The organism is Flavobacterium tiangeerense (assembly GCF_007830355.1).
Classification (GTDB): domain Bacteria; phylum Bacteroidota; class Bacteroidia; order Flavobacteriales; family Flavobacteriaceae; genus Flavobacterium; species Flavobacterium tiangeerense.
This window is the reverse complement of sequence record NZ_VLKO01000001.1, coordinates 125,558-146,730: the sequence shown is the minus strand read 5'-3', so window position 1 is coordinate 146,730 and position 21,173 is coordinate 125,558. Positions and strand designations below refer to the sequence as shown.

13 protein-coding genes are annotated in these 21,173 nt (G+C 31.1%); 7 read left to right on the top strand and 6 right to left on the bottom strand.

All coding sequences use genetic code 11. The features are described from left to right. The first annotated feature begins 547 nt into the window (after positions 1-547). The 7 genes from IQ05_RS00655 (at position 548) to IQ05_RS00625 (ending at position 10,962) form a co-directional block, all read left to right on the top strand. Entirely contained in the window at positions 548-1,201 is a 654-nt protein-coding gene (locus IQ05_RS00655; protein ID WP_144888997.1) for a helix-turn-helix transcriptional regulator, read from the top strand. Between the two features lie 100 nt (positions 1,202-1,301). Then, the gene (locus IQ05_RS00650; protein WP_086454579.1) at positions 1,302-1,841 is read left to right on the top strand and encodes a cyclic nucleotide-binding domain-containing protein; all 540 of its coding nucleotides are present in this window, start codon (positions 1,302-1,304) and stop codon (positions 1,839-1,841) included. Positions 1,842-1,848: 7 nt separating this feature from the next. After that, entirely contained in the window at positions 1,849-3,414 is a 1,566-nt protein-coding gene (locus IQ05_RS00645; RefSeq protein ID WP_144888996.1) for a TolC family protein, read from the top strand. 13 nt (positions 3,415-3,427) lie between these two features. Next, the gene (locus IQ05_RS00640) at positions 3,428-4,690 is read left to right on the top strand and encodes an NHLP bacteriocin system secretion protein (protein ID WP_144888995.1); all 1,263 of its coding nucleotides are present in this window, start codon (positions 3,428-3,430) and stop codon (positions 4,688-4,690) included. Positions 4,691-4,699: 9 nt separating this feature from the next. Next, positions 4,700-6,898 (top strand): NHLP family bacteriocin export ABC transporter peptidase/permease/ATPase subunit, encoded by a 2,199-nt coding sequence (locus IQ05_RS00635; protein WP_144888994.1) that lies wholly within the window; start codon positions 4,700-4,702, stop codon positions 6,896-6,898. 10 nt (positions 6,899-6,908) lie between these two features. Beyond that, the gene (locus tag IQ05_RS00630) at positions 6,909-9,815 is read left to right on the top strand and encodes an NHLP bacteriocin export ABC transporter permease/ATPase subunit (RefSeq protein WP_144888993.1); all 2,907 of its coding nucleotides are present in this window, start codon (positions 6,909-6,911) and stop codon (positions 9,813-9,815) included. Positions 9,816-9,837: 22 nt separating this feature from the next. Continuing rightward, positions 9,838-10,962: a DUF7005 family protein gene (locus IQ05_RS00625; RefSeq protein WP_144888992.1), complete on the top strand. Its 1,125-nt coding sequence runs from the start codon at positions 9,838-9,840 to the stop codon at positions 10,960-10,962. A gap of 1,018 nt (positions 10,963-11,980) precedes the next feature. Here IQ05_RS00625 and IQ05_RS00620 read toward each other — a convergent pair. The 6 genes from IQ05_RS00620 to IQ05_RS15590 form a co-directional block, all read right to left on the bottom strand. Next, positions 11,981-12,385 carry a response regulator gene (locus IQ05_RS00620; protein ID WP_144888991.1) on the bottom strand — a complete coding sequence of 135 codons (405 nt, stop codon included), beginning with the start codon at positions 12,383-12,385 and terminating at the stop codon, positions 11,981-11,983. Positions 12,386-12,440: 55 nt separating this feature from the next. After that, positions 12,441-14,003: an ATP-binding protein gene (locus IQ05_RS00615; protein WP_158634559.1), complete on the bottom strand. Its 1,563-nt coding sequence runs from the start codon at positions 14,001-14,003 to the stop codon at positions 12,441-12,443. A 724-nt stretch (positions 14,004-14,727) separates the two neighbouring features. Further along, positions 14,728-15,111 (bottom strand): hypothetical protein, encoded by a 384-nt coding sequence (locus IQ05_RS00610; RefSeq protein WP_144888989.1) that lies wholly within the window; start codon positions 15,109-15,111, stop codon positions 14,728-14,730. Between the two features lie 542 nt (positions 15,112-15,653). Continuing rightward, complete coding sequence (locus IQ05_RS00605) at positions 15,654-16,061, bottom strand: response regulator (RefSeq protein ID WP_144888988.1); 408 nt, start codon at positions 16,059-16,061, stop codon at positions 15,654-15,656. Then, positions 16,054-20,100 (bottom strand): PAS domain-containing sensor histidine kinase, encoded by a 4,047-nt coding sequence (locus tag IQ05_RS00600; protein WP_144888987.1) that lies wholly within the window; start codon positions 20,098-20,100, stop codon positions 16,054-16,056. Before IQ05_RS00600 ends, IQ05_RS00605 begins: the two co-directional genes overlap by 8 nt. A gap of 113 nt (positions 20,101-20,213) precedes the next feature. Then, positions 20,214-20,420 (bottom strand): ATP-binding protein, encoded by a 207-nt coding sequence (locus IQ05_RS15590; RefSeq protein WP_394345190.1) that lies wholly within the window; start codon positions 20,418-20,420, stop codon positions 20,214-20,216. Positions 20,421-21,173 lie beyond the last annotated feature (753 nt).

The window sequence follows — 21,173 nt, the reverse complement described above, 5'->3', positions numbered from 1 at the left end:
AGTGGTGTGTCTTTTTTAAATAGCATATCAGTTAAAGGGCGTTGCATTTTTTCATTCAAAATAGATACAGTTTGTTTTATACCTTTTAACAAACTAAAATAATATCATAATCTCCTTGTAAATTTTGTCGTATTGTTACGATGAATAGTTATCTTTTTTTAGGAATCCAAAAGTCTTTAGTTATAATTTCTAATGTGTTTAATGTTAGATTTTGTAGCAATTAATACAATTAATCCTGTGTGAGTTATTTGTATTCAGGATTTTTTGAGATTTAACTTTATTTACACTTTAAGTGTAAAACTTCACTAAACTTCAGTTGTAGTTTTGGCATATAGAATTTCTTAAGAATCATTTTCAGCTAACATTTTGAAGGGTATAAAACCAACAAAATAGAATGTTTACATAGCAATATAGGTATCTCATTTTACTAATATTTTTATGTAATTGAAAATAATGAAAGTCAATAGACTTTGAGTTTGCCTACGAACATGTTAGTATCCGAATTTTGAAATTTAGTAATCAATAGAATTAATTACCGCTATAAGTCATGAATGCAACAGTAAAAAAAACTACAATAGATTGGTCTTCGCCGGATATTTTAAATCATTTATTCTTACACATAAAGAACCCATTAGATACTATTATGACTGCTAGTACCCCTAGTTCAGTTGAGAATAAGATAACAAATGAAATAATTTTTTCTAGTAGTAAGCAAATTAATGACCTTATTGAGGAAATATTAAATGAAATTAAATCTAAATCAGTAAGCTTAACAATTCAAAGGCGCCCTGATATTTTTGATATTTATGAGTCAAATAAAAATGTACAGCATCTATGTTCTAATAAGATTACTCCAGAAAAAGTAACAAAAAATGATCAAAATTGGTTAATCAATTTAGAAAAAGAAATTTATAATTCTATTTCTAAAAGTGACCTTGACTTATATGAATTATCATGTAAAATGGCTGTTAGTGAAAGGCAACTTCATAGAAAAATTTCGAATTTAGTTTTTTTAACTCCTAATAAATACATACGTGTTTTAAGGTTACATAAAGCTAAGCAATTGATAGAGAACTATATTCAAGATTCGATCTCTCAAGTTTCATATTCTGTTGGTTATAATGATTCTCATTATTTTTCAAAGTTGTTTAGTAATCAATATAATATATCTCCCAAAGAATTAATAAACTCATTGTCTTGAAAACGAAACTGTTGATAAAGTGCTATCAAAACCAGTAGTTAAAATAAAAATTATTTTAAAAAAGAATAACTAAATAACCATAACCTTTAAAATACATACTATGAAACGAGTGCTTTTTTTCTTAGGCCAATTGAACGACAGAGATGTGGAATGGATGATCCAAAACGGCCAAAAAATAGAACTGAAAACAGGAGATAAATTAATCCAAAAAGGAAACTATGTGGATAATTTATACATTTTATTATCAGGTCAGCTATCAATCTTTTCAGATGAGACTGAGAATGAGGAAATAGCCACCTTAGGAGCAGGTGAAATTGTGGGTGAAATGTCTTTTTTAGAATCTAGACCTCCATCAGTTTCTGTTATTTCAAAAAAATCAGCTGTAGTTTATAAAATATCTCGAAATGTAATAGAAGCACGTCTTTCATCAAATCCAGATTTCAAAGCTAATTTTTATTACTCATTAGCCTTATTTCTTTCTAATAGGTTAAGAAAAACTACAGATCAGTTGGGATATGGAGTACCAGAGGAAGAGGATTTAATTGACACAAAAGTATTAGATGTTGTTTCACAAGCAGGTGCGCGTTTTGGTCAAATATTAAATAGATTTTCAGAAGTAAAGTTAAGTGTTAATTATTAAGTTCAATATGAGGAATTATTTTTTGTTTTATATTTTATTTGGTAGTTATAGTCTTTTATACAGTCAGGCTAAAATCAAGTGTGATTTAATTGAGGTTTCAAGTATTGCATTTAATAAAAATCCAACCATTAGAAGTGCTAATTACTCCATTCAAAATGCCGAAGCTGATTTACAAGTTCAAAGAAGTATTTTTGATTTTAACTTAAACTCTGATGTTGCATTTCAAAATAGAAAATACAATCTTTTTGATGCAGATCCTAGAAATGATTTCGTCGATAAAACGCTTAGAAATAATTCATTTGATTTTTCAATTGGTTCACAAAAAAGACTACGAACTGGACAATCAATTGATATAGGTTTAAAATATAATTATAATAATTCAAATTTTCCGTACAATACTTTCAATGAACTTGTTGGCAGTTTTTATGGTAATCATTCTAGTACGCTTAACCTTGTTTTAACTCAACCACTTTTAAGAGGAAGAGGAGCTAAGATAGTTACAGCTTCAGAAAAAGCATCTGTTTTTTACATCAATAAAAGTAAATATGACTATGAGTTTGCAAATTCTCTTGAAATAGAGCAAATAGGCATTGCTTATTGGGATTATTATACGGCATATAAAAGTCTATCAATTTATACTCAAAATGAGAATAGAGTGAGAGAGGTGTTAAATATGACTACAGAACTTGTAAAGGCGGATAAAAAACCTCTAAGTGATTTAGATCAAGTCAATGCAGATTTAAGAAATCAAGAAAGGCTAACTGCAGTTGCAAGACAAAATTTGTATAATTCAAGAATTAATTTAGGAAGAGTTATTGGTTTAATTGATGAAGAAGGTCAAAGACTAGATATTCCTGTTAATGATTTCCCCACTGTTTTAGAATCTGGTTACAATGAATTTATTGATAAAAATGCACTAATTAAAATTGCTAAGAGTAAAAGAGGTGATGTTAAGGCAATAGGAGAAGAATATAAAGCATTAGAACTTCAATATTTAGTAGCAACTAATAATTTAAGGCCTCAATTAAACTTATCAGCTTTTGGTTTTTATGGGAGTGCAAGCGCAGGAAACGGAGTTGATAAAACATGGTCTTCTCTTGTTAATAATCAAGGTCAAGAACTAGGAGGTGGAGCCAAACTTTCATTTTCTTTTCCGTTGAATAACAATTTGGCCAAGGGGAATTATTCGATACGTAAAATTGCTTTGCAAAATCAAACTGTAATAAATGAAAACATTCATAGAAATATTGAATTGAATATTGACATAGCAGTTAATAATCTTATGAATAGTGTTTTAATTCTTCAAAAATCAAAAGAGTCTTTTGATTTTTATCAAAATGCATTTAAAAATGAACAGATTAAGTTTCAATCCGGTTTAACTACTCTTTTAAATTTAATCTTATTTCAAGAAAGACTTACTGCTTCAGAATTAGAGAATTTAAACGCACAGCAACAATTCTCAAATGCAATCTTAATACTTAGGCACGAAACAGGTACGCTTATTTCTAAAGAAGATCTTGGGTTTAAAATTACTCAAAATGCATTTTATACTATTCCTAACAAAGAAAATTAAAAATACATAAATTATGTCAGCACCTTTTTTTAGAAAATCGGCATTAGAAAAACTTTCAACTCCAGAAAAATTAGATCAATTAATTAAGGTCACTGGTACAAAAGCTTGGATAGCTTTAATTACAATTATAGTAGCAATTTTCACAGCCATAATGTGGTCTTTTATGGGCACCGTAAAAACAAAATTAGATGTAATAGGTGTTGTACTGGGCGGGGACGTTCATGAAGTAGTTGCTACAGCACAAGGGCAATTAGTTGAGTTGAGAGTAGCAATAGGGAGTACTGTTAAAGAGGGTGACATAATTGCTACAATACGACAACCAGAACTATTTCAACAAATTGAAGATGCAAAAGCGGTTCTATCTGATAGAAAATTTGAAATGGAAAAGCTAATGTCTTATGGGAATCAAGGCACTCAACTACAAGGTGAAATAATTAGTCAATCTCGTGTAAGTATAAAAGGTGAAATCGAATCAGAAAAAAAGAAAATTATTTTTCTGAATAATCAACTAGAATCAGAGAATATTTTATTGGATAAAAGTTTAATAACTAAATCGCAAGTTGCAAATACGAAACAACAAATTGAAGTAGCCAAAAATACTATTGAAAGATTAAAAGGACAAATAGCTCAAACCTCAAGTCAGCAAAATGATTTAGGTTTTGATATGCAACAGAAAGTGATATTACAAAAGCAAAGAATTGCGGAAGCTGAAAGAAATCTTCAGTTTTTAACTGAAAGGTATGACAATCAAAGAAATATAAAAAGTCCATATAGTGGAGAAGTAGTTGAGGTTTTAACCGATGCTGGAATTGTTGTTTCTGTAGGGTCTCCATTATTTAAACTTAAGAATACCATTAAAACAAAACAATCTCAATTAAGAGGTATTCTTTATATTCCTTCAAAAGATGGAAAAAAAATCAAAAAAGGAATGGAAGCTTTAATTGTACCTTCGACTGTACAGCCTGAGGAATATGGATTTATAAAAGGGAAAGTAACATATGTATCAGATTTTCCGATAACCCAACAAGGAATGCTCACATCTGTTAAAAATGATCAACTTACAAAGCAACTTTTAGTAGGTGGTCCTTTATTTGAAGTATACGTAGATTTTGAGAAAGACCCAGTATCGTATAGTGGATATAAATGGACTTCTGCAAAAGGACCAGATATTTTTTTAAAAGAAGGTACATCATGTTTAGGTAAAATCACAATCAAACGAGAGCCTCCTGTTACATTAGTTGTTCCAGCGTTCAAGAAATTTTTTGACTTATATTGATCCATCAAAATGAAAAATATCATAAACTTACTTTTAAAAAAACAAAATAGACCTGTCAAAGTGCCTACTGTTCTTCAGATGGAAAGCGTTGAATGTGGTGCTGCTGCTTTAAGTATTATTTTAGGACATTTTGGAAAATTTGTTCCATTAGAAAAATTGAGAATAGCTTGTGGGGTATCACGAGATGGATTAAAGGCTACAAATATTCTAAAAGCGGCTAAAGAGTTTGGGTTAGAGGCAAAAGGATACGCTAAGTCTATTGAAAAGTTAATGCAAATAGAAGCTCCAGCCATTATTTTTTGGAATTTCAATCACTTTTTGGTTCTTGAGGGTTTTACAAAAAAGAGAGTTTATCTTAGTGATCCTGCTCAAGGTAGGTATTATGTAACTCACAAAGAATTTGATGATTCTTACACTGGAGTTGTTTTAACCTTTAGTCCATCAAAAGATTTTGAAAAAGGAAATGAGAAAAAAGGCTTATTTGCATCGCTAATTTCAAGAATTACAAATTCTAAATTGAGTATAACCTACATTATTATTGCAAGCTTGTTTTTAGTAATTCCTGGTTTAGTAATTCCATCATTCCTTAAAATATTTATAGATAAATATCTAGTGAATAATTTTTCAGGTTTTGTAATGCCGCTTTTATTAATTATGGGAGGCCTTCTTATTGTTAATGCATCTTTAGTCTATCTGCAGCAATACTTTTTACTTAAATTAGAAACAAAACTAGCATTAGTAACTTCTAGTAAATTTCTTTGGCATGTTTTTCATTTACCTATTGCTTTTTTTACTCAGAGATATAGTGGTGAAATAGGTAATAGAGTTTCATTGAATGACAAAGTAGCAAAACTATTAAGTGGTGATTTAGCAAATGCGGCTTTAAATGTTATTGTTGTAATTTTTTATGCAATTTTAATGTTCTCCTATGATGTTACCCTGACTTTAATAGGTGTTTTTATGGCACTGTTAAATGTGGTTGCCTTAAAGTATGTTTCGACTGCTAGAAAAGACGGAAGCCGAAGATTGAGCAATGAAACTGGAAAGTTATTAGGAACTACTACTTCTGGAATTAGCATGATTGAAACATTAAAATCTTCTGGTAGAGAAAATGATTTTTTCACGAATTGGATTGGTTATTTGGCTAAAGTAATGAATGCTCAACAAGAATTTGGGTGGTTGACTATAAGACTTAATATACTCCCAAACCTAATTTCATCTTTAACAAATACTTTAATTTTAGGTTTAGGGGCTTTGAGGATAATGGAAGGAGAGATGACATTAGGAGCTCTAGTAGCCTTTACCTATTTAATGAACAATTTTATTACTCCAGTAAATCAATTAGTATCAGTAGGAGCTATGTTGCACGAGACGGAAAGCGATATGGCGCGTATTGATGATGTAATGAACTATGAAATTGACAAACAATTTATAAAAAACGAAGATAAAAATATTCAGCAGCCCAATAAGGAATCCATTAATAATAAATTAATTGGATATTTTGAAATGAAGAATGTGACTTTTGGATATAGTCCTACAATGCCAGCGTTAATTGAGAATTTTAATTTAAAGTTAAGACCCGGAAGTAGAGTAGCACTAGTAGGAGGTTCTGGAAGCGGAAAGTCTACTGTGGCAAGAATAGCTTCAGGGCTTTATGATCCATGGGATGGTGACGTATTGTTAGATAATAAATATAGAAAAGATATTCCTAGACATGTCATTACAGAATCATTAGCAGTAATTGATCAGGAAGTTTTAGTGTTTAATGGCACAATTAAAGAGAATATTTCTTTTTGGGACGTGATGATCCCAGAAAAAAACATTATAAATTCCGCAAAAGATGCTGATATTCATGATGTTATTGCGGCTAGAAATGAGGGTTACGATAGCTCTGTTTTAGAGGGTGGATCAAATTTTAGCGGTGGACAGCGTCAACGAATTGAAATTGCTAGAGCTCTAGTTTGCAATCCTTCAATTTTAATTATGGATGAAGCTACTAGTGCCTTGGATTCAACCACAGAGAAAATTGTGATGGATAATATTAAGAAAAGAGGATGTACTTGTTTAATTGTTGCCCATAGATTAAGCACTATAATGGACTGTGATGAGATAATTGTAATGGAGTTTGGTAAAATCGTAGAACGAGGCTCTCATAAAGAATTATTAAAATTAAATGGTGTTTATTCTAGATTGATTGAAACAAAATAAAAATTAAGATATGTCAACGAAAGAAAAAATATATATAGGAGTCGAAGAACCATTGATACTAAATAACACAGATAAACTCTGGATGGTAGTTTCTGGTGAAGTAAATGTGTTTTATGTAAGAGTTGATGAAAAAGGAGATTATTTATGTGCGTTAAAATATTTATACTCCGCTAAAAAAGGAGACTTATTATTTAGTTTACTTTCAACTGACTGTAAAAATGATACTCGTTTAATTGTTTTTTCAAACGAAGCAACTTTGTTGTCAATAGATAAACATAAACTTATTGCTATTGATCATTTTTTTCTAGCCGGTATGATTGATAAATGGATACTGAAAACTTCATTTAAAATCAACTCAAGTAACACTCCAAAAACTTACAAAACGATTGATAGTTATAATTACTTTGTTTTAAATCAAAATACAATTGCATACCCTTCTCATGGAATAAACTGGATAAGTTTAATTGATGGAGAGCTTTCTATTTTTTCAGATCATGAGACCATTAATTATAGTGATGGACTTAAATTTCCTATTCCTGTTTGTAATAAGTTATGGGTTAAGTCCTTGTCTGAAAGTTCTGAGTTGAAATCTATGAGTACTAGAGAAGTTTTAGAGGATGAAATTAATTTTTTAATTTCTTTAGAAAAACTACAAGGTCATTTTTACAATCAACTTTGCAAGAATATAGAGATCAGTAGTTTATCAGAAAGTGATATTCTTAATGATAAATTAATTTATCAAGAAGAGGAATTAAAAAGCACTTTAGAAAAAATAAAATCGATAGTTACTGGTTCTAAAAAAGAGTTACATCACTCCAAGAAAGATAAAGCAAAAAAGCAAAATATACTTTTTTTGACATGCCAATTAATTGGAGAACAAACAGGTTTTAAATTTGAAGAGCCCAAATATTTTGAGACGGATAATTACAATACAAATAATTATTTATATGCAATTGCTCAGAGTTCTAAAGTAAGAATACGAAAAATTATTTTACGAGATGTGTGGTGGAAAGATGAAAATGGACATTTGTTAGCATTTATAAAAGAAACAAATGAACCTGTAGCTCTCATTCAGAAAAATTCTACCACTTATTTAATTAAAAACTTTTCTAAGGGTACCGAAACTATAGTTAATAATGAAATAGCCGACACTTTAGAACCTATTGGGTATATGTTTTTTTCTGGATTTGATGTAAAAATGGATTCCATAAAAAAAGTATTGAATTTCGCTATGAATGGCGTAAAAAAAGATGCCAGACTATTACTAGTTGCTTCCTTACTTGTAAGTTTAATAGGTTTATTAATTCCTATTTTATCAGGAATGATATATGATGATGTAATACCCACTGCAGATAAATCTATACATTTAGAAATTTTCATTATCATGATAATTATCGGTTTTGTATCAGCTGGACTGCAACTTGCGCAAGGAGTTTTGCAAATGAGGTTAGAGTCAAAATCAAGTATTAACCTTCAAGTAGGAGTGATGGATTATATCCTTCGCTTACCTGTAACTTTTTATAAAAAATATACAGCGGGTGATCTTACAAATAGAGTTTTAAGTATTAATTCAATAAGACAAATTTTATCTAATACATTGATGACAGTTGTACTTAGTGGGGTATTCTCTTTTGTAAATTTATTACTTCTTTTTTATTATGATTCTAGTTTAGCATGGGTTGGAGTTACGCTTGCCTTAATAGCTATTGCTTTTATGATTTTGATGGGCTGGTTTAAACTCAAGTACGATAGAGAGGTGTCAAAATACCAAGGAGATATTCAAGGTTTTCTTTTCGAATTTCTATCTGGAATTAGTAAAATAAGGATAACAGGAGGTGAAAAAAGAATTTTTTCTCTTTGGGGTGAAAAGTTTTCAAAATTAAAAAAATTAGGCTTTAGTTCAGGTAGTTACCAAAATTTTGTGGAGGTTTTCAATAGTTCTTATCCTCTTTTTACAAGTATATTATTTTTTTCATTCATATATTATACGGTTTTAAATTCTAAAGATGCGGCAATGATGTCTGTTGGCTCATTTATGGCTTTTATCATTTCCTTCAACAAATTTTTAAATGATAGTTTAAGATTAAGTATGGCATTTATTTCTTCACTTAGTGTTATCCCTCTTTACGAAAGGGTTAAGCCTATTCTAGAGGAAAAACCAGAATCGATAGAGGAAAGTATTGATCCAGGTGAATTAATGGGTGAAATTGAGTTGAATTCTATATCTTTTAGGTATTATGAGGATCAACCTTTAATTTTAAAAAATATTACATTTAAAATAAAACCTGGTGAAATGGTTGCTTTTGTAGGTGCTTCCGGCTCTGGAAAATCTACTATTATGAGACTCCTTTTAGGATTTGAACATCCGGAGTTAGGCTCAATATTCTATGATGGTAATACATTTGACGCAATGAATAAAGAATTGACAAGACGACAAATAGGGGTGGTATTACAAAACGGAGCACTTATGTCAGGTAGTATTTATCAAAATATTGTTGGAAATTCAGAATTAACATTAGATGATGCTTGGGATGCAGCACGAATGGCTGGTATGGAAGATGATATAAAGAATATGCCAATGGAAATGCATACTGTTATTAGTGAGGGAGCTGGAACTTTTTCAGGAGGTCAAAGACAAAGATTAATGATTGCAAGAGCAATTGCCCATAAGCCTAGATTATTATTTATGGATGAGGCTACGAGTGCTCTTGATAATAAAACTCAAAATATTGTTGCAGAAAGTTTAGATAAACTTCAAGCTACTCGTATAGTCATAGCACACAGGTTGAGTACTATAAAAAATGCTGATCGTATTTTTGTATTAGATAAAGGGGAAATTAAAGAGTCAGGAACTTATGAAGAATTAATTCAAAAGGACGGATTGTTTACAGAACTTGCTAAACGTCAAATTGCTTAATACTTTTTAATAAATTTAAGATATGGTAAAGGAAGTTGACCACACTAACAGCATTTGTTTTTCTGCAGGACTTAAAAACTACTTGGAGAATAAATTTTTAGTAAAAAAAAACGTAACATCGCCTTTTTTTGATGAGATTGATCTTGAATATTGGAGAGGGATTTCAACACGAGTTTCAGAAGGTAAAATGGTGTTTAATGAATTAAAAAAATGCTATCCTCAATTGAATTTCCCAATACAGTTAGGCATAGAAAAAACAGAATTTTATAAAGATATAGTGTTAAGAGGAAAAACAGTCGATATGAATTTTCCTTTTTTACTACATTTAAACGATTTTGAAAATATCACATTTAAAGTTCATAAAAGTATTGCTGGTTCAATACCCATAGTAACGGTTTCAAATAGTGAAGACTTCACTACGATTATACAGTCACTTTTATATAAAAACAACCCTAACTATGTTCCCCAATCTATGGGCGCCATGTTAATAAACGGCATCAATAATTGGGAGAGATTGACCATTTTAAAAAACAAATGGTTAGCAACCAATACTTTTGGAAATTGGACAGAAGAGTTTACTTGTAATGTATTGCCTAATAAGAAATTATTTAAGGATAATTTAATTATTTTGAGTATAAAACCCTATAGTAATGTAGCAGCAAAACAATTGGGTTTGACTGAAGATGCATGGTTGTCCTATTCCATTTCGATAAGAGAAGAACATGAATGTACACATTTATATACTCTTCAAAAATATGGGATAGCATCAAATAACTTACACGATGAGTTAATTGCAGATTATATAGGAATTGTAAAAACAATTGGATATTACAATAAGTCATGGATGTTGCACTTTATGGGGCTTGAGGAGTATCCTAAATACAGAAAAGGAGCTAGATTAGAAAATTATATTTTAGAGAATGAATTTTCCCAAGATGATTTTAAACAACTAATCAAAATTATTAAAAATGCAATTGATAACATTTTTATTTTTGATGAAACCTCTGGAAAATTACTCTCTACAATAGATCAAATGTGCAGGATAGATGCTCTTTGTGAAACAAGTTTAGAGGAATTGTCTTCTGCAAATGGAGCCAGTATACTTATTAATAATTACAAAGCAATTTCAAAAAGGAGCAAAATTTAATTTTTAAACAAAAACCCTTGGTTTTCAAAATCTGAACAATTTTATTTTATAAATGTGGATAGAAAAAACTAACTTATGATTTAAGTTATATTTTGGTAAATAATCCACAGTTAATTTTTTCAATAGTTGCATAATTCAAATCAATTTGACTAAAATTCAAAAGGTATAAATGAAAACTACAATTCATTTATACCTTTTTTTGTTTAAAATCGATTGATATTTGAATTTCAATATGTAAAATTCCTCAGTCCCTTGCCTCGCTTTAGCATTTTAAAGTCTGCATTCCGGAATTCATTTTTAATAAAAAAACCTTAAACAATTCAGGTTTAAGGGTTTGTCTTGGTGTCGAGACCGAGATTTGAACTCGGGACCTCATGGTTATGAAAATTGAAATTTAACTTTTTTATTTTTTAAACTATTGATTTTCAATGTTTTAATTTTTAAAAAAAAATCTATTTTTATCGTTTTTTACCGTTTTCTTCATGCTTTTTCCTCACTCCTAATATGGAAGATGTTTTTGATCTATCACTTGTTTAATGACTGTAATGATTCAGTTTGTTCATTTCAGCTTTAATCCAAAAAGTAATTGAATATAATTGCTTCAGAGTTTTTTTTATACTTTTTGTTACTTCCAGCAGCGAAAAAATAGTTTTGTCATTATTTTTCTCAGGCATAATGACTTTGGATTTATGTAACAAAGGATATTTCCTTTTATGTTTAATCAAAGATAAAGTAGTTTTGTTAAATTGCTATAATTGGGTCGAAATGATTTATTGAATTTTTGTGATAAAGAATGGGTATAGTATTTCTAATTTCATTTTTTAATGATGATAGAAGTATTTAGTGTAATTCATTATTTGATAACAGTAAACAGTAACGGAATGTAATCCCGAGCGAACAGAATGGACTGTTTGGTTTAAACCTGAAAACTTTATAGTTATTTTTTGCGAAAAAAAGTTTTACACACACGGAAAGAACATCCTTGCGGCTAGATTTAAAAGTTGATTGAAAACAAAATTCAATTAAAAATTCCTAAAATAACTTCTTCTATATTTTGGCTTGATATAGGCTTTACCAAATAACCTGACAATGCACTAATACTTTTGGCTCTTAAAACATCTTTTTCATCCACAGATGAAGTCACCATGTAAATTACTATTGTTTTAGGTATCATGGGCTTGATTATTAGGTATTCCTCCAAAAACTCCCACCCATCCATAACAGGCATGTTCACATCTAAAAATAGAATGTCAGGAATGTTTTCTATATTACCCATCTCATCCTTTAGAAAATTAATGGCTTTTAGTCCATTTGAAAACACGATAATCTTATTTACTAGATCAGTCTTTTTCAGCAAAAGTGATGTAGTGAACTGATAAATATCATCATCGTCTACAATGCAAAAAGTATTTATCTTTTTCATAAATGTTTTTTAAAGAATTGTACTATTTTTTACAATCACAATATTTTTTTTAAATTTAAGAATTATTGACATTGAAATAGATAATAAATTTGGATCCTTTATCTACTTCACTTTCAGCATAAATCGCACCTCCCATTGTTTCGATTTGATTCTTAGTGATAAACAAGCCAGCACCCTTCGCATCAGGATGCTCGTGAAATGTTTTATTTAGACCAAAAAGCTTTGCGCCATGTTTTTCTAGATTAATGCCCATGCCGTTGTCTTCGCAAGTTAAGCTAATCATTCCATCTTTGTCAATAAACGATTTAAAAATAATTTGCGGTGCTCTTTTTGGTGAGCTGTATTTAATCGCGTTAGTTAATAAGTTTAAAAAAATACTTTCAAGGTATACTTTTGGATAATCAATTTTCTCACATGCATTGAAATCGTAAGTAATTGTGGTAGCCGTTTCGTTAATCTGTGTTTCCAGATTGATTAGATGATTTGATAAAATATCTTGAAAGAAAAGTTCTTCTTTCGGTATTTCAGCATCTTGTCGTATTCGCACAACATTTGTCAAATCGTTTACCGTCGTAGAAAGACTTTGAAAGGCAATGTCGATTTTTTCAATGAACATGTTTCGCATATCATCATCTGTTTCGTCTTTTAGCAAATTTAACAAAGCGGCTAAATTGGCAACAGGTGATCTTAAATTATGTGAAACAATATAAGTAAAATCTTCTAATATCTTTCTCTTTTTCTCTATTCCATCAGCTAATAGTTCGAAATGATTAATATTACGCTTAAGTTCCTGTTCATATAGTTTCTGAGGCGTAATATTTTTGGTTATTGCTAATACATCTTCAGGCAATTCACCCGCTTGATTTTCAAGCGGTATGATTGATAATTGAAAGTAATTATTTTGATTTTCATTGGTCTTCATTTCAAATTCAAACGTTTCGGTTTTATTTGTTTTGAAAACAGATTTTACTTGGCTAATGAATAATTCCTTTATCTTTTTGTTGGCTTTCCCTCGCACTTCTCGAATGTCCTTACCAATAATATTTTCAGCATCCATTTGTATTTCGCGAATCGAATCATTGATGAATTGATAGGTTAAATTTTTGTCTATCCGAGTAATGATATCCGGATTACTATTAACTAGAGTCTTAAATTGATTCTCACTGATTGATAACTTTTGATAAGCAATGGCTAAGTCTCTCGTTTGTTCCTCAATAATTAGCTGCAAATCTGCAGGAGATCGATATTGTGATGCTATCGGAAGGAAACGATAAAGCACGAAAACAGTAATCCAAGATATCAATGCTGTCATGCTTAAGACTACCGCATTTAGCCGGTATAACGGAAACCAAAATATAATAGCGTCCACAAAATGCGTAGTGCCACAAAAAAAGATAAAGAGCATAAAGCATATGAACACTCTATTAAATATTTTTTCTTTTCTTTTTTTGACAAATTTGTATAAGAAGATCGGTATAGATAGGTAGGCTAATCCAATAGCTATATTTGAAATAATATAGAGCCAACCGAGTGTCTCTGACCATTGCCCGCATATCCATCGAGGCATAAACCCACCAGAACTGAAAATATTTTCTACAATTTCAAAAATTTCATCCATATTTCTATTTTTTTTTTTTTTCTGTAGGCAGTCTAATTTCACAGCATGTAGTGTATAACGAATCATTTTTCAAAAAACGAATACATGGCTTGCAGCTAATAAAAATTTGTCTAAAAATCTCTAAACAAATATTATGTGGTAAATTACAAAATAAATATAAGTGATTTCACTTACAATAAAAAAAATTTTATGAAATTCGCTTTGAGATAATAAAAGTATAACTAAGCTTTAAAAACAGCAGTTAAAGTTCAAAAATATAAAGCCAATACTTTTAAAGATTGTTTTAGTACTTTGTTGAGATTTATTTATTATTGACCATATACTTTCTTAGTATTTTGTTATCATTGTACAAAAAACGATTTCCTAATTTTTTATGGTAAAGGATATGGAGCGTTTTTCCAGTTTAATTTTTTAATAATTGTAGAGTTATTTGCATTACTTCTTCATTTGTTAGTAATAAAACGTACGGAAAGTAATACGAGCGAATGGGTAAGGGAATTTATGTATAAAAGGAATAATACACGATACCAAACCTAAATTATTTCTCAAAAAAAAAGTAAGACACTAAATCCTCTCGAAATTCTCTCTTAAATCTTTACGATAACTCCATAAATGTTGACTGTATATAATTGGTTCTCCCGAAAAAAGGGGACAGGCTATTCAACAGGGGTTTCATTGTTCGTGCTGCGCACGCAATGAAACCAATACATAAAAGAGTTAAAAATTAATCAGTGTTAAAGATGGATCTAAAAACTCCTCCAATTGCCCCAATAATCAAACCAGATTTAGCATCACTAGCACCATAAGGATTGAATGAATCAATTTTAGGGTTTCTAAGGTTATTATTGAAATTGATTGTCGATTTCACAAAGTTTGAGGTGTCTTTTTTGATGATGAAAATATCATTTAATTTGGAATTCTGGTTATATGCTGAAAACAATTCTGTAGAAAAGTCTTTAAAATCAAATTTTAATGAAAAATTTTTAATTGTATCTTTTTTTTGAGACAATATAAAAAAGTTTTTTAGGTCTTTTTTATGTGTGGTATCAATTTGAGAATACAATATTGTAGTAAAAAATAACAAGGATAAAATAGATATTTTTTTCATAGTTATTTTAAATGATGATTAACATTATTGTATATCTAGTTCTAAGGTTTCTGACTACGTTACGACACTACAGCGGGTTTTGGACTAAATTAAGCCCAATTTTCGGATTAGCCAAAATTTCCAAATACAAAACCAACTTCATATTAGGCCGAAAACCCAAATTTCACAAAACCACTGATATGACTTGGTTGTTCTTTTCTGAAGCTTTACATGCTTTCTAGGGTGCGGCTATTTAACACACACTTTACGGAGTTTTCGCTGATGGATAGGTTTATGTATGGGTTTGTAAAGTACTAGAATTGTTGTAATTTTATAGTGGTTTTTCCAAATATTTTTTGAATATCTAACTTGTTTGGAGCAATTTTTAATTTGGGTCAAAGTAGCTTACTAAAAATCATCTATGATTCAATTTTAAAAGGACTAATCCCGAGCCTATAAGTAGTTTATAAACTTAAAGGTTTTTGTCTTTGGTTTCAATTTTACTTCACTAATTAGGTTTCTAATTTTGTGAGTATGGTATTATAGCTTTTGTTAACAAGCCGCTAAAATCTTTCTGATTGTATATTATTAAAGTTCAATATTTCTACAATATCAACACTGCTTAATGGTTTGTAGTAAAATTTTTTAACAATTGAATGTTGACTGGACCTCTCAATATCTACTTTGTCTGTAGATGATGATAAAATATATAATGGTATATTGTGATACTCACTAAACTGTTCTGATTGTATTTGGTCTAGAAACCCCCACCCATCTAATACAGGCATATTTATGTCCAAAAGAACAATACATTCTGATAAGTCGCCTTGATGCCCAAATATTTTTTCTAAACCTATTTTACCGTCTTTACATAAAATAATTGTTAAAGTGCTGTCCACTTTTATCATCATTTTTTCTACAATAAAGCTAAATACGGGATCGTCATCAATAATAAATATTGTCTTACTCATTGATTTTATTTAATTGAATTTCTTGAGCTTCTTCTGTGATTTTCCTTATAATAGCATCCATTTCATCGGATGAAACTCGTAGTTGCTTTAAGCAAAACATCAAATCATCGAGATTGTCTCGCTGCATTTCTATTAAGTTGATGATACCTAATATTCTGGATAGAGGTGCTCTCACAAGGTGAGATTGCGTCCATGCAATGTTTCTAAGTTTTTCATTTTGTGCTTCCATCTGCATAACGTATTGGCTTCGGCTTAATGCAAATTGTTCAAGTTGCTCATTAGAACGTTGTAATTCTTTGGTTTGGATATTTAACTTTTTATTTATGTCCAACAGTTTTACTTCGCTTTGCTTTCGCTCCGTAATATCCAAAATTACTGCCAGAAATCTTTTATTGTTGCCTTCTACGATGAATTGTAAATGGATTTCCACAGGGTAAAGGTTCCCGTTTTTTCGTTTGTGATTTGTAAAAAAGATAATTTTTTCTTTTTCTTTAGTTATCAACTGATTTATCAGCTGGTTATAAGTTGTTCCGGTAAATTCTGGGTTTAGATCAATCGGAGTAAGTTCCTTTATTTCTTGTTCTGAATAGCCGATGTTATTGAGAGCACATTGGTTGACATAAGTGAATTTTAATGTTTTTGCATCAAAGACATAAATTTCATTCAAACTTTTTTCCAGCGTTGCGAGCAAACTGTTTTTTTCTTGCTCTGCTTTTTTGCGTTCCGTGATATCTACATTAGATCCGAGATAACCAATATGTTCATTCTTATCATTGAATAATTTTTTAGCACTTCCATTGACCCAAATGATGTTTTTATTGCTACTTAAAAAGCGATATTCATAATTCCATTCATCATTAGATTCAATTAATTTGTACCAATTGTCAGTTACATAGTCCATGTCCTCAGGATGAAGAGCGTTAATCCATCCTTTACCTAAGGCGTCTTCCAATTGCATTTCTGCCATTTCAAGCCACGTTTCATTGGCATATATACAATCTCCATTTATATCAGTTGTATAAATAGCAATTGGTGACTGTTGCGTATATGATTTAAATCTAGCGTCGCTTTCCTGTGTTTTTTTTATAGCAGCCAATAATTCTAATTGAGACTCTTTACGCTGATGAATATCCTGATAGCTACCATATATGCGGATACATTTTCCATTTACCATTTCTCTTTTACCAATGCATCGATTCCATCGCTCATTTCCTTTTGGTGAACGAAGAAGTACTTCCACATCAAACTCTATACCATCAGAAATTAAAAGGTCCAGTGCTTTCTGAATGCGTTCTTTACTTTCTCCAACATGAAATTCTATACCACCTGTTAATGTAGGGTTGTAGCTATCATCCACCTCCACTATTTCCCTCAGAATTGGAGACCAATAAATGCTTTCTCCGTCTTGGTTGATCAAGTCCAGTTCCCAGCTTCCGACTCTTGCCATGTTGGTAACCTCCTCTAGCAATTCTTCATTTTTGGCTTCCTGTGTAATGTCTAGTACCATTACATGGAATAGAATGGTTCCATCTGCCAAAAAAATGGGAGTTCCACTGCCAAAATGAGTTCTAATTTCGCCGTTATGATTAACAATTTTAAAGCGACAAGTCCACTTTGATTTTGTTTCGATAGATTTGGCTACACTCGACTTGACTTCTTCTATATCACCACCTTGCTTTATTTGATCCCATAATAAGTCAATATTCTGCATTACTTCGTTGGTTGTATAACCCCACATCTTCTCAACCATTCCAGAAATAAACTGCATTGAGTCGGTACCGTCCGGATGAATGATATAGGTGTAAACTACCTCTGGTAAATTATCTGATAAGGATTGCAAGCGAATCTCGGCTTCTTTACGTTTATGGATATCCTGAAAGCTGCCATAAATTCTGACGCATTCCCCATTTATAAATTCAGCGTTACCAATGGCTCTTACCCACAATTCGTTTTTGTTTGCGGTTACAATTACTGCCTCAAAATCAAAAGAAGTACCTAACTGAATGCATTGATTGACAGCTTCGGTAATCATGGGTTTGAAATCTTCCCGGTAAAAATTGATGCTCTGGGCAAGGTCCGGCTTAAAACTTTGGGGATTGGTTTCGTGCAATTGATGTACCATTTCAGTCCACAATATTTTGTTTTTTTTCAGATCTACTTCCCAGCTACCTATCCTTGCTAGATTGGAGGCTTGTTCAAGTAGCTCTTCGTTTTTAGCTTCTTCAGTGATGTCTAACACCACTGAATTATATTGCACAGTACCATTAGATAAAAATTCTGGTGTTCCCAATCCTTGGAGCAATCGTTTTTCGCCATCCGCTCTAACGATGCTAAAACGCATATACCACTGTGATTTATTTTCAGTTGAGTCACTAATGCTTTGCTTCATTACTTCAAAATCACCTCCGGCTTTTACTTGATTCCAAACCAGATCAGAATTGTCTTTGACCTCTTCCGGGCTATACCACCAAATTTTTTCAGATCCCTTACTCACATATTTAAAGTCATCTGAACCGTCTGGATGAATTAGGTATGTAAAGACGACTCCTGGGATGTTGTCAGACAAACTTTGCAGACGGCTTTCAGCTTCTCTGAGGTCGGTAGTGTCCTGGAAGCTTCCAATGAACTTGGCACATTTTCCTTCAATGAATTCAGGGCTACCAATCACTCTTACCCATTTTTCTTTATTACTTCTAGTTATAATAACAGCCTCATAATCTAAATAAACTCCTTGAGTCAGACTTTTAGTGATTTCATCCGTAACATATGATTTATGTTCTTCCTTATAAAAGTCTATTGCACTTTCAACATTTGGCACAAATGTACCAGGGTCTACATCGTGCAAATAGTATACCTCATCTGACCAAAAGAGTTTATTTTCAATCAGGTCGTATTCCCAGGTTCCAATTTTGCCTAAATCATTGGTTTGTTTATTGAGTTTCTCTAATTTTTTCTCTTCGGTGATATCTCTCGAGTTGGCCACAATACCATTCACAGCAAGGTTATCCAGCATATTAGTCAATACTGTTTCTATCCATCGCCATTCATTTTTACCATTCCTCAATCTAAAAGGCTCAACAATCACTTTGTTTTCGGTACTTATTCGCTGTATGTATGCGGCTGATTTTTCGATATCATCGGGATGGATAAAGTCGAATATGGAATTGCCGTCAAACTCCTCTGGGGTAATCCCTAAGATTGCCGTTGTGTTAGGACTGGTGTAGATATAATTTCCAGCCCCATCGATAATACTGATAATATCAGACCCCTCTTGCACTAGTGCCTTAAAGCGGTTTTCACTCTCAATCAGCAATTCTTCTTTTTGGATTTTTTCCCTTGCATCACGCGCTACGCAAAACATAATTTTGCTTTTTGGGTCATATCGTACTGACCATAAATTGAAAGCAATACCTCCATCTTTTCTTTTATACCTATTTTCAAAAGTTGTAACGTTTTTGCCTGAAAGAATATCTGCAGCGGCTGCATTAGTTTTTTCTACATCTTCATCAATAACAAAATCAATGTATGCTCTACCAACCAATTCATGCTTTTCATATCCCCATAATTCTTTACAAGCTGCATTCACCTTCTTGAAGAATCCCTGCTCATCAATAGAACAAATCACATCCAAAGAGGCATCCATAATTATTTCTGCTTCAGTATTTGATTTTATAATCGAAGTAATATCTCTTGATTGACATGCTAAACTAGCAACAACTCGGTTTTCATCAATTATTGGATGTAACGATATTTGACTGTATTCAACTTGATTCGTAGTAGGGTTGTAAAACTGATCCTCAATTTCGAAATGTTCGCCATTCAGCCCACGCTCAAAATAGGCTTTCCATTTTTTTATAGAACCATCACCAAAACCTTCTGTAAATATCGGTTCATCCAATTTTTTTTCTTCGCCCGTAACTTGCTTCATCAAGTTTTGATAGGCTTGATTGGCGTATTTTAAACAAAAGCACGAATCTATGATCCAAATAAGGTCCTTCGATTGTTCAACAAAAAGATTGGCAAATTGTTTATCAGGCATTTATATTTGTTTTTTAAAGTCAAATATAAATATATTTTATTTTAGACTTGAGTTTAATTCATTAAGAAATTTTGTGATAGTTTCATTTTTTTTAACTATTTAACATTATTTTTTTAAATAGTGTAATAAAATATTGGACTTTGGCCCGATATGGAATGAAATGTAATTTTTCCTCCCTGTAATTCTTCTATTTTTTTGCACACTGAAGGCCTGACACCATTGTTGACAGCGTTTTGGTCAAGCGTTTTGAAAATTTTTGATATATTTTCATGCTGATCAGCAGGAATACCAATACCATTGTCTTTAATATAGAAGCTAATGATTTCATTTTCCTGAAAACAGAAACTTTTTTATAATTATAAATTTTGGATGATGTTTTTGAATACTTAGGTATGATGATATTCTTGAGTCTGATGGATTAGGATTTGTATAAATTCTGATTCCTGTTTAAAAATCTAAACACTCAAAAAAAAACAACAACCTTTGATATTTTGGTTAAAGGTTGATGCTATTTGGCTCTGGTTAAGCCAGTATTCAAAGAACTTATGGAAGAAGGCTTGCACTGTATTTCTAATACAAGGTTTAAAATAATTTCTGCGCAATATAGGAAAAGGGTCTGTTTTTTTCTTTTTTGATAATACCTCTATTTAGGTTTTGTTGTAAATTGTTTGTCTTGTCAGTTTAAATTGCTTGTTATAAAAATGAAAACAAAAAAAGGACTGGTGTGATTGAACCTGAGGTCTGGTTACTTATTGTTCACATTGTCAGAGTTATATATAGGTATCTTTTTATAATTCCTCACTCTATTTCCTCACTAAGTGAGGAATTGATTTAAATAAAAACCCCTTAAACAGTTGTTGTTTAAGGGGTTGTCTGTAGCGAGACCGAGATTTGAACTCGGGACCTCAGGGTTATGAATTGCGCAGACCGTAAAATTCCAACGTATTTACTGGGCTTGCGAGCCATAAAACCATATGTTTTTTATAAAATCGTGTTCAATTTCGTGTTCAGTATCAAAACAAAAATTAGTTATAATTTCAACTTGTTTTTCTGTCCACAAAGATAATCAGATT

Bases quoted from the DNA above. Each gene is read 5' to 3' on its own strand.
- IQ05_RS00655 (WP_144888997.1), top strand. From the start codon at position 548: ATGAATGCAACAGTAAAAAAAACTACAATAGATTGGTCTTCGCCGGAT.
- IQ05_RS00650 (WP_086454579.1), top strand. From the start codon at position 1,302: ATGAAACGAGTGCTTTTTTTCTTAGGCCAATTGAACGACAGAGATGTG.
- IQ05_RS00645 (WP_144888996.1), top strand. From the start codon at position 1,849: ATGAGGAATTATTTTTTGTTTTATATTTTATTTGGTAGTTATAGTCTT.
- IQ05_RS00640 (WP_144888995.1), top strand. From the start codon at position 3,428: ATGTCAGCACCTTTTTTTAGAAAATCGGCATTAGAAAAACTTTCAACT.
- IQ05_RS00635 (WP_144888994.1), top strand. From the start codon at position 4,700: ATGAAAAATATCATAAACTTACTTTTAAAAAAACAAAATAGACCTGTC.
- IQ05_RS00630 (WP_144888993.1), top strand. From the start codon at position 6,909: ATGTCAACGAAAGAAAAAATATATATAGGAGTCGAAGAACCATTGATA.
- IQ05_RS00625 (WP_144888992.1), top strand. From the start codon at position 9,838: ATGGTAAAGGAAGTTGACCACACTAACAGCATTTGTTTTTCTGCAGGA.
- IQ05_RS00620 (WP_144888991.1), bottom strand. From the start codon at position 12,385: ATGAAAAAGATAAATACTTTTTGCATTGTAGACGATGATGATATTTAT.
- IQ05_RS00615 (WP_158634559.1), bottom strand. From the start codon at position 14,003: ATGGATGAAATTTTTGAAATTGTAGAAAATATTTTCAGTTCTGGTGGG.
- IQ05_RS00610 (WP_144888989.1), bottom strand. From the start codon at position 15,111: ATGAAAAAAATATCTATTTTATCCTTGTTATTTTTTACTACAATATTG.
- IQ05_RS00605 (WP_144888988.1), bottom strand. From the start codon at position 16,061: ATGAGTAAGACAATATTTATTATTGATGACGATCCCGTATTTAGCTTT.
- IQ05_RS00600 (WP_144888987.1), bottom strand. From the start codon at position 20,100: ATGCCTGATAAACAATTTGCCAATCTTTTTGTTGAACAATCGAAGGAC.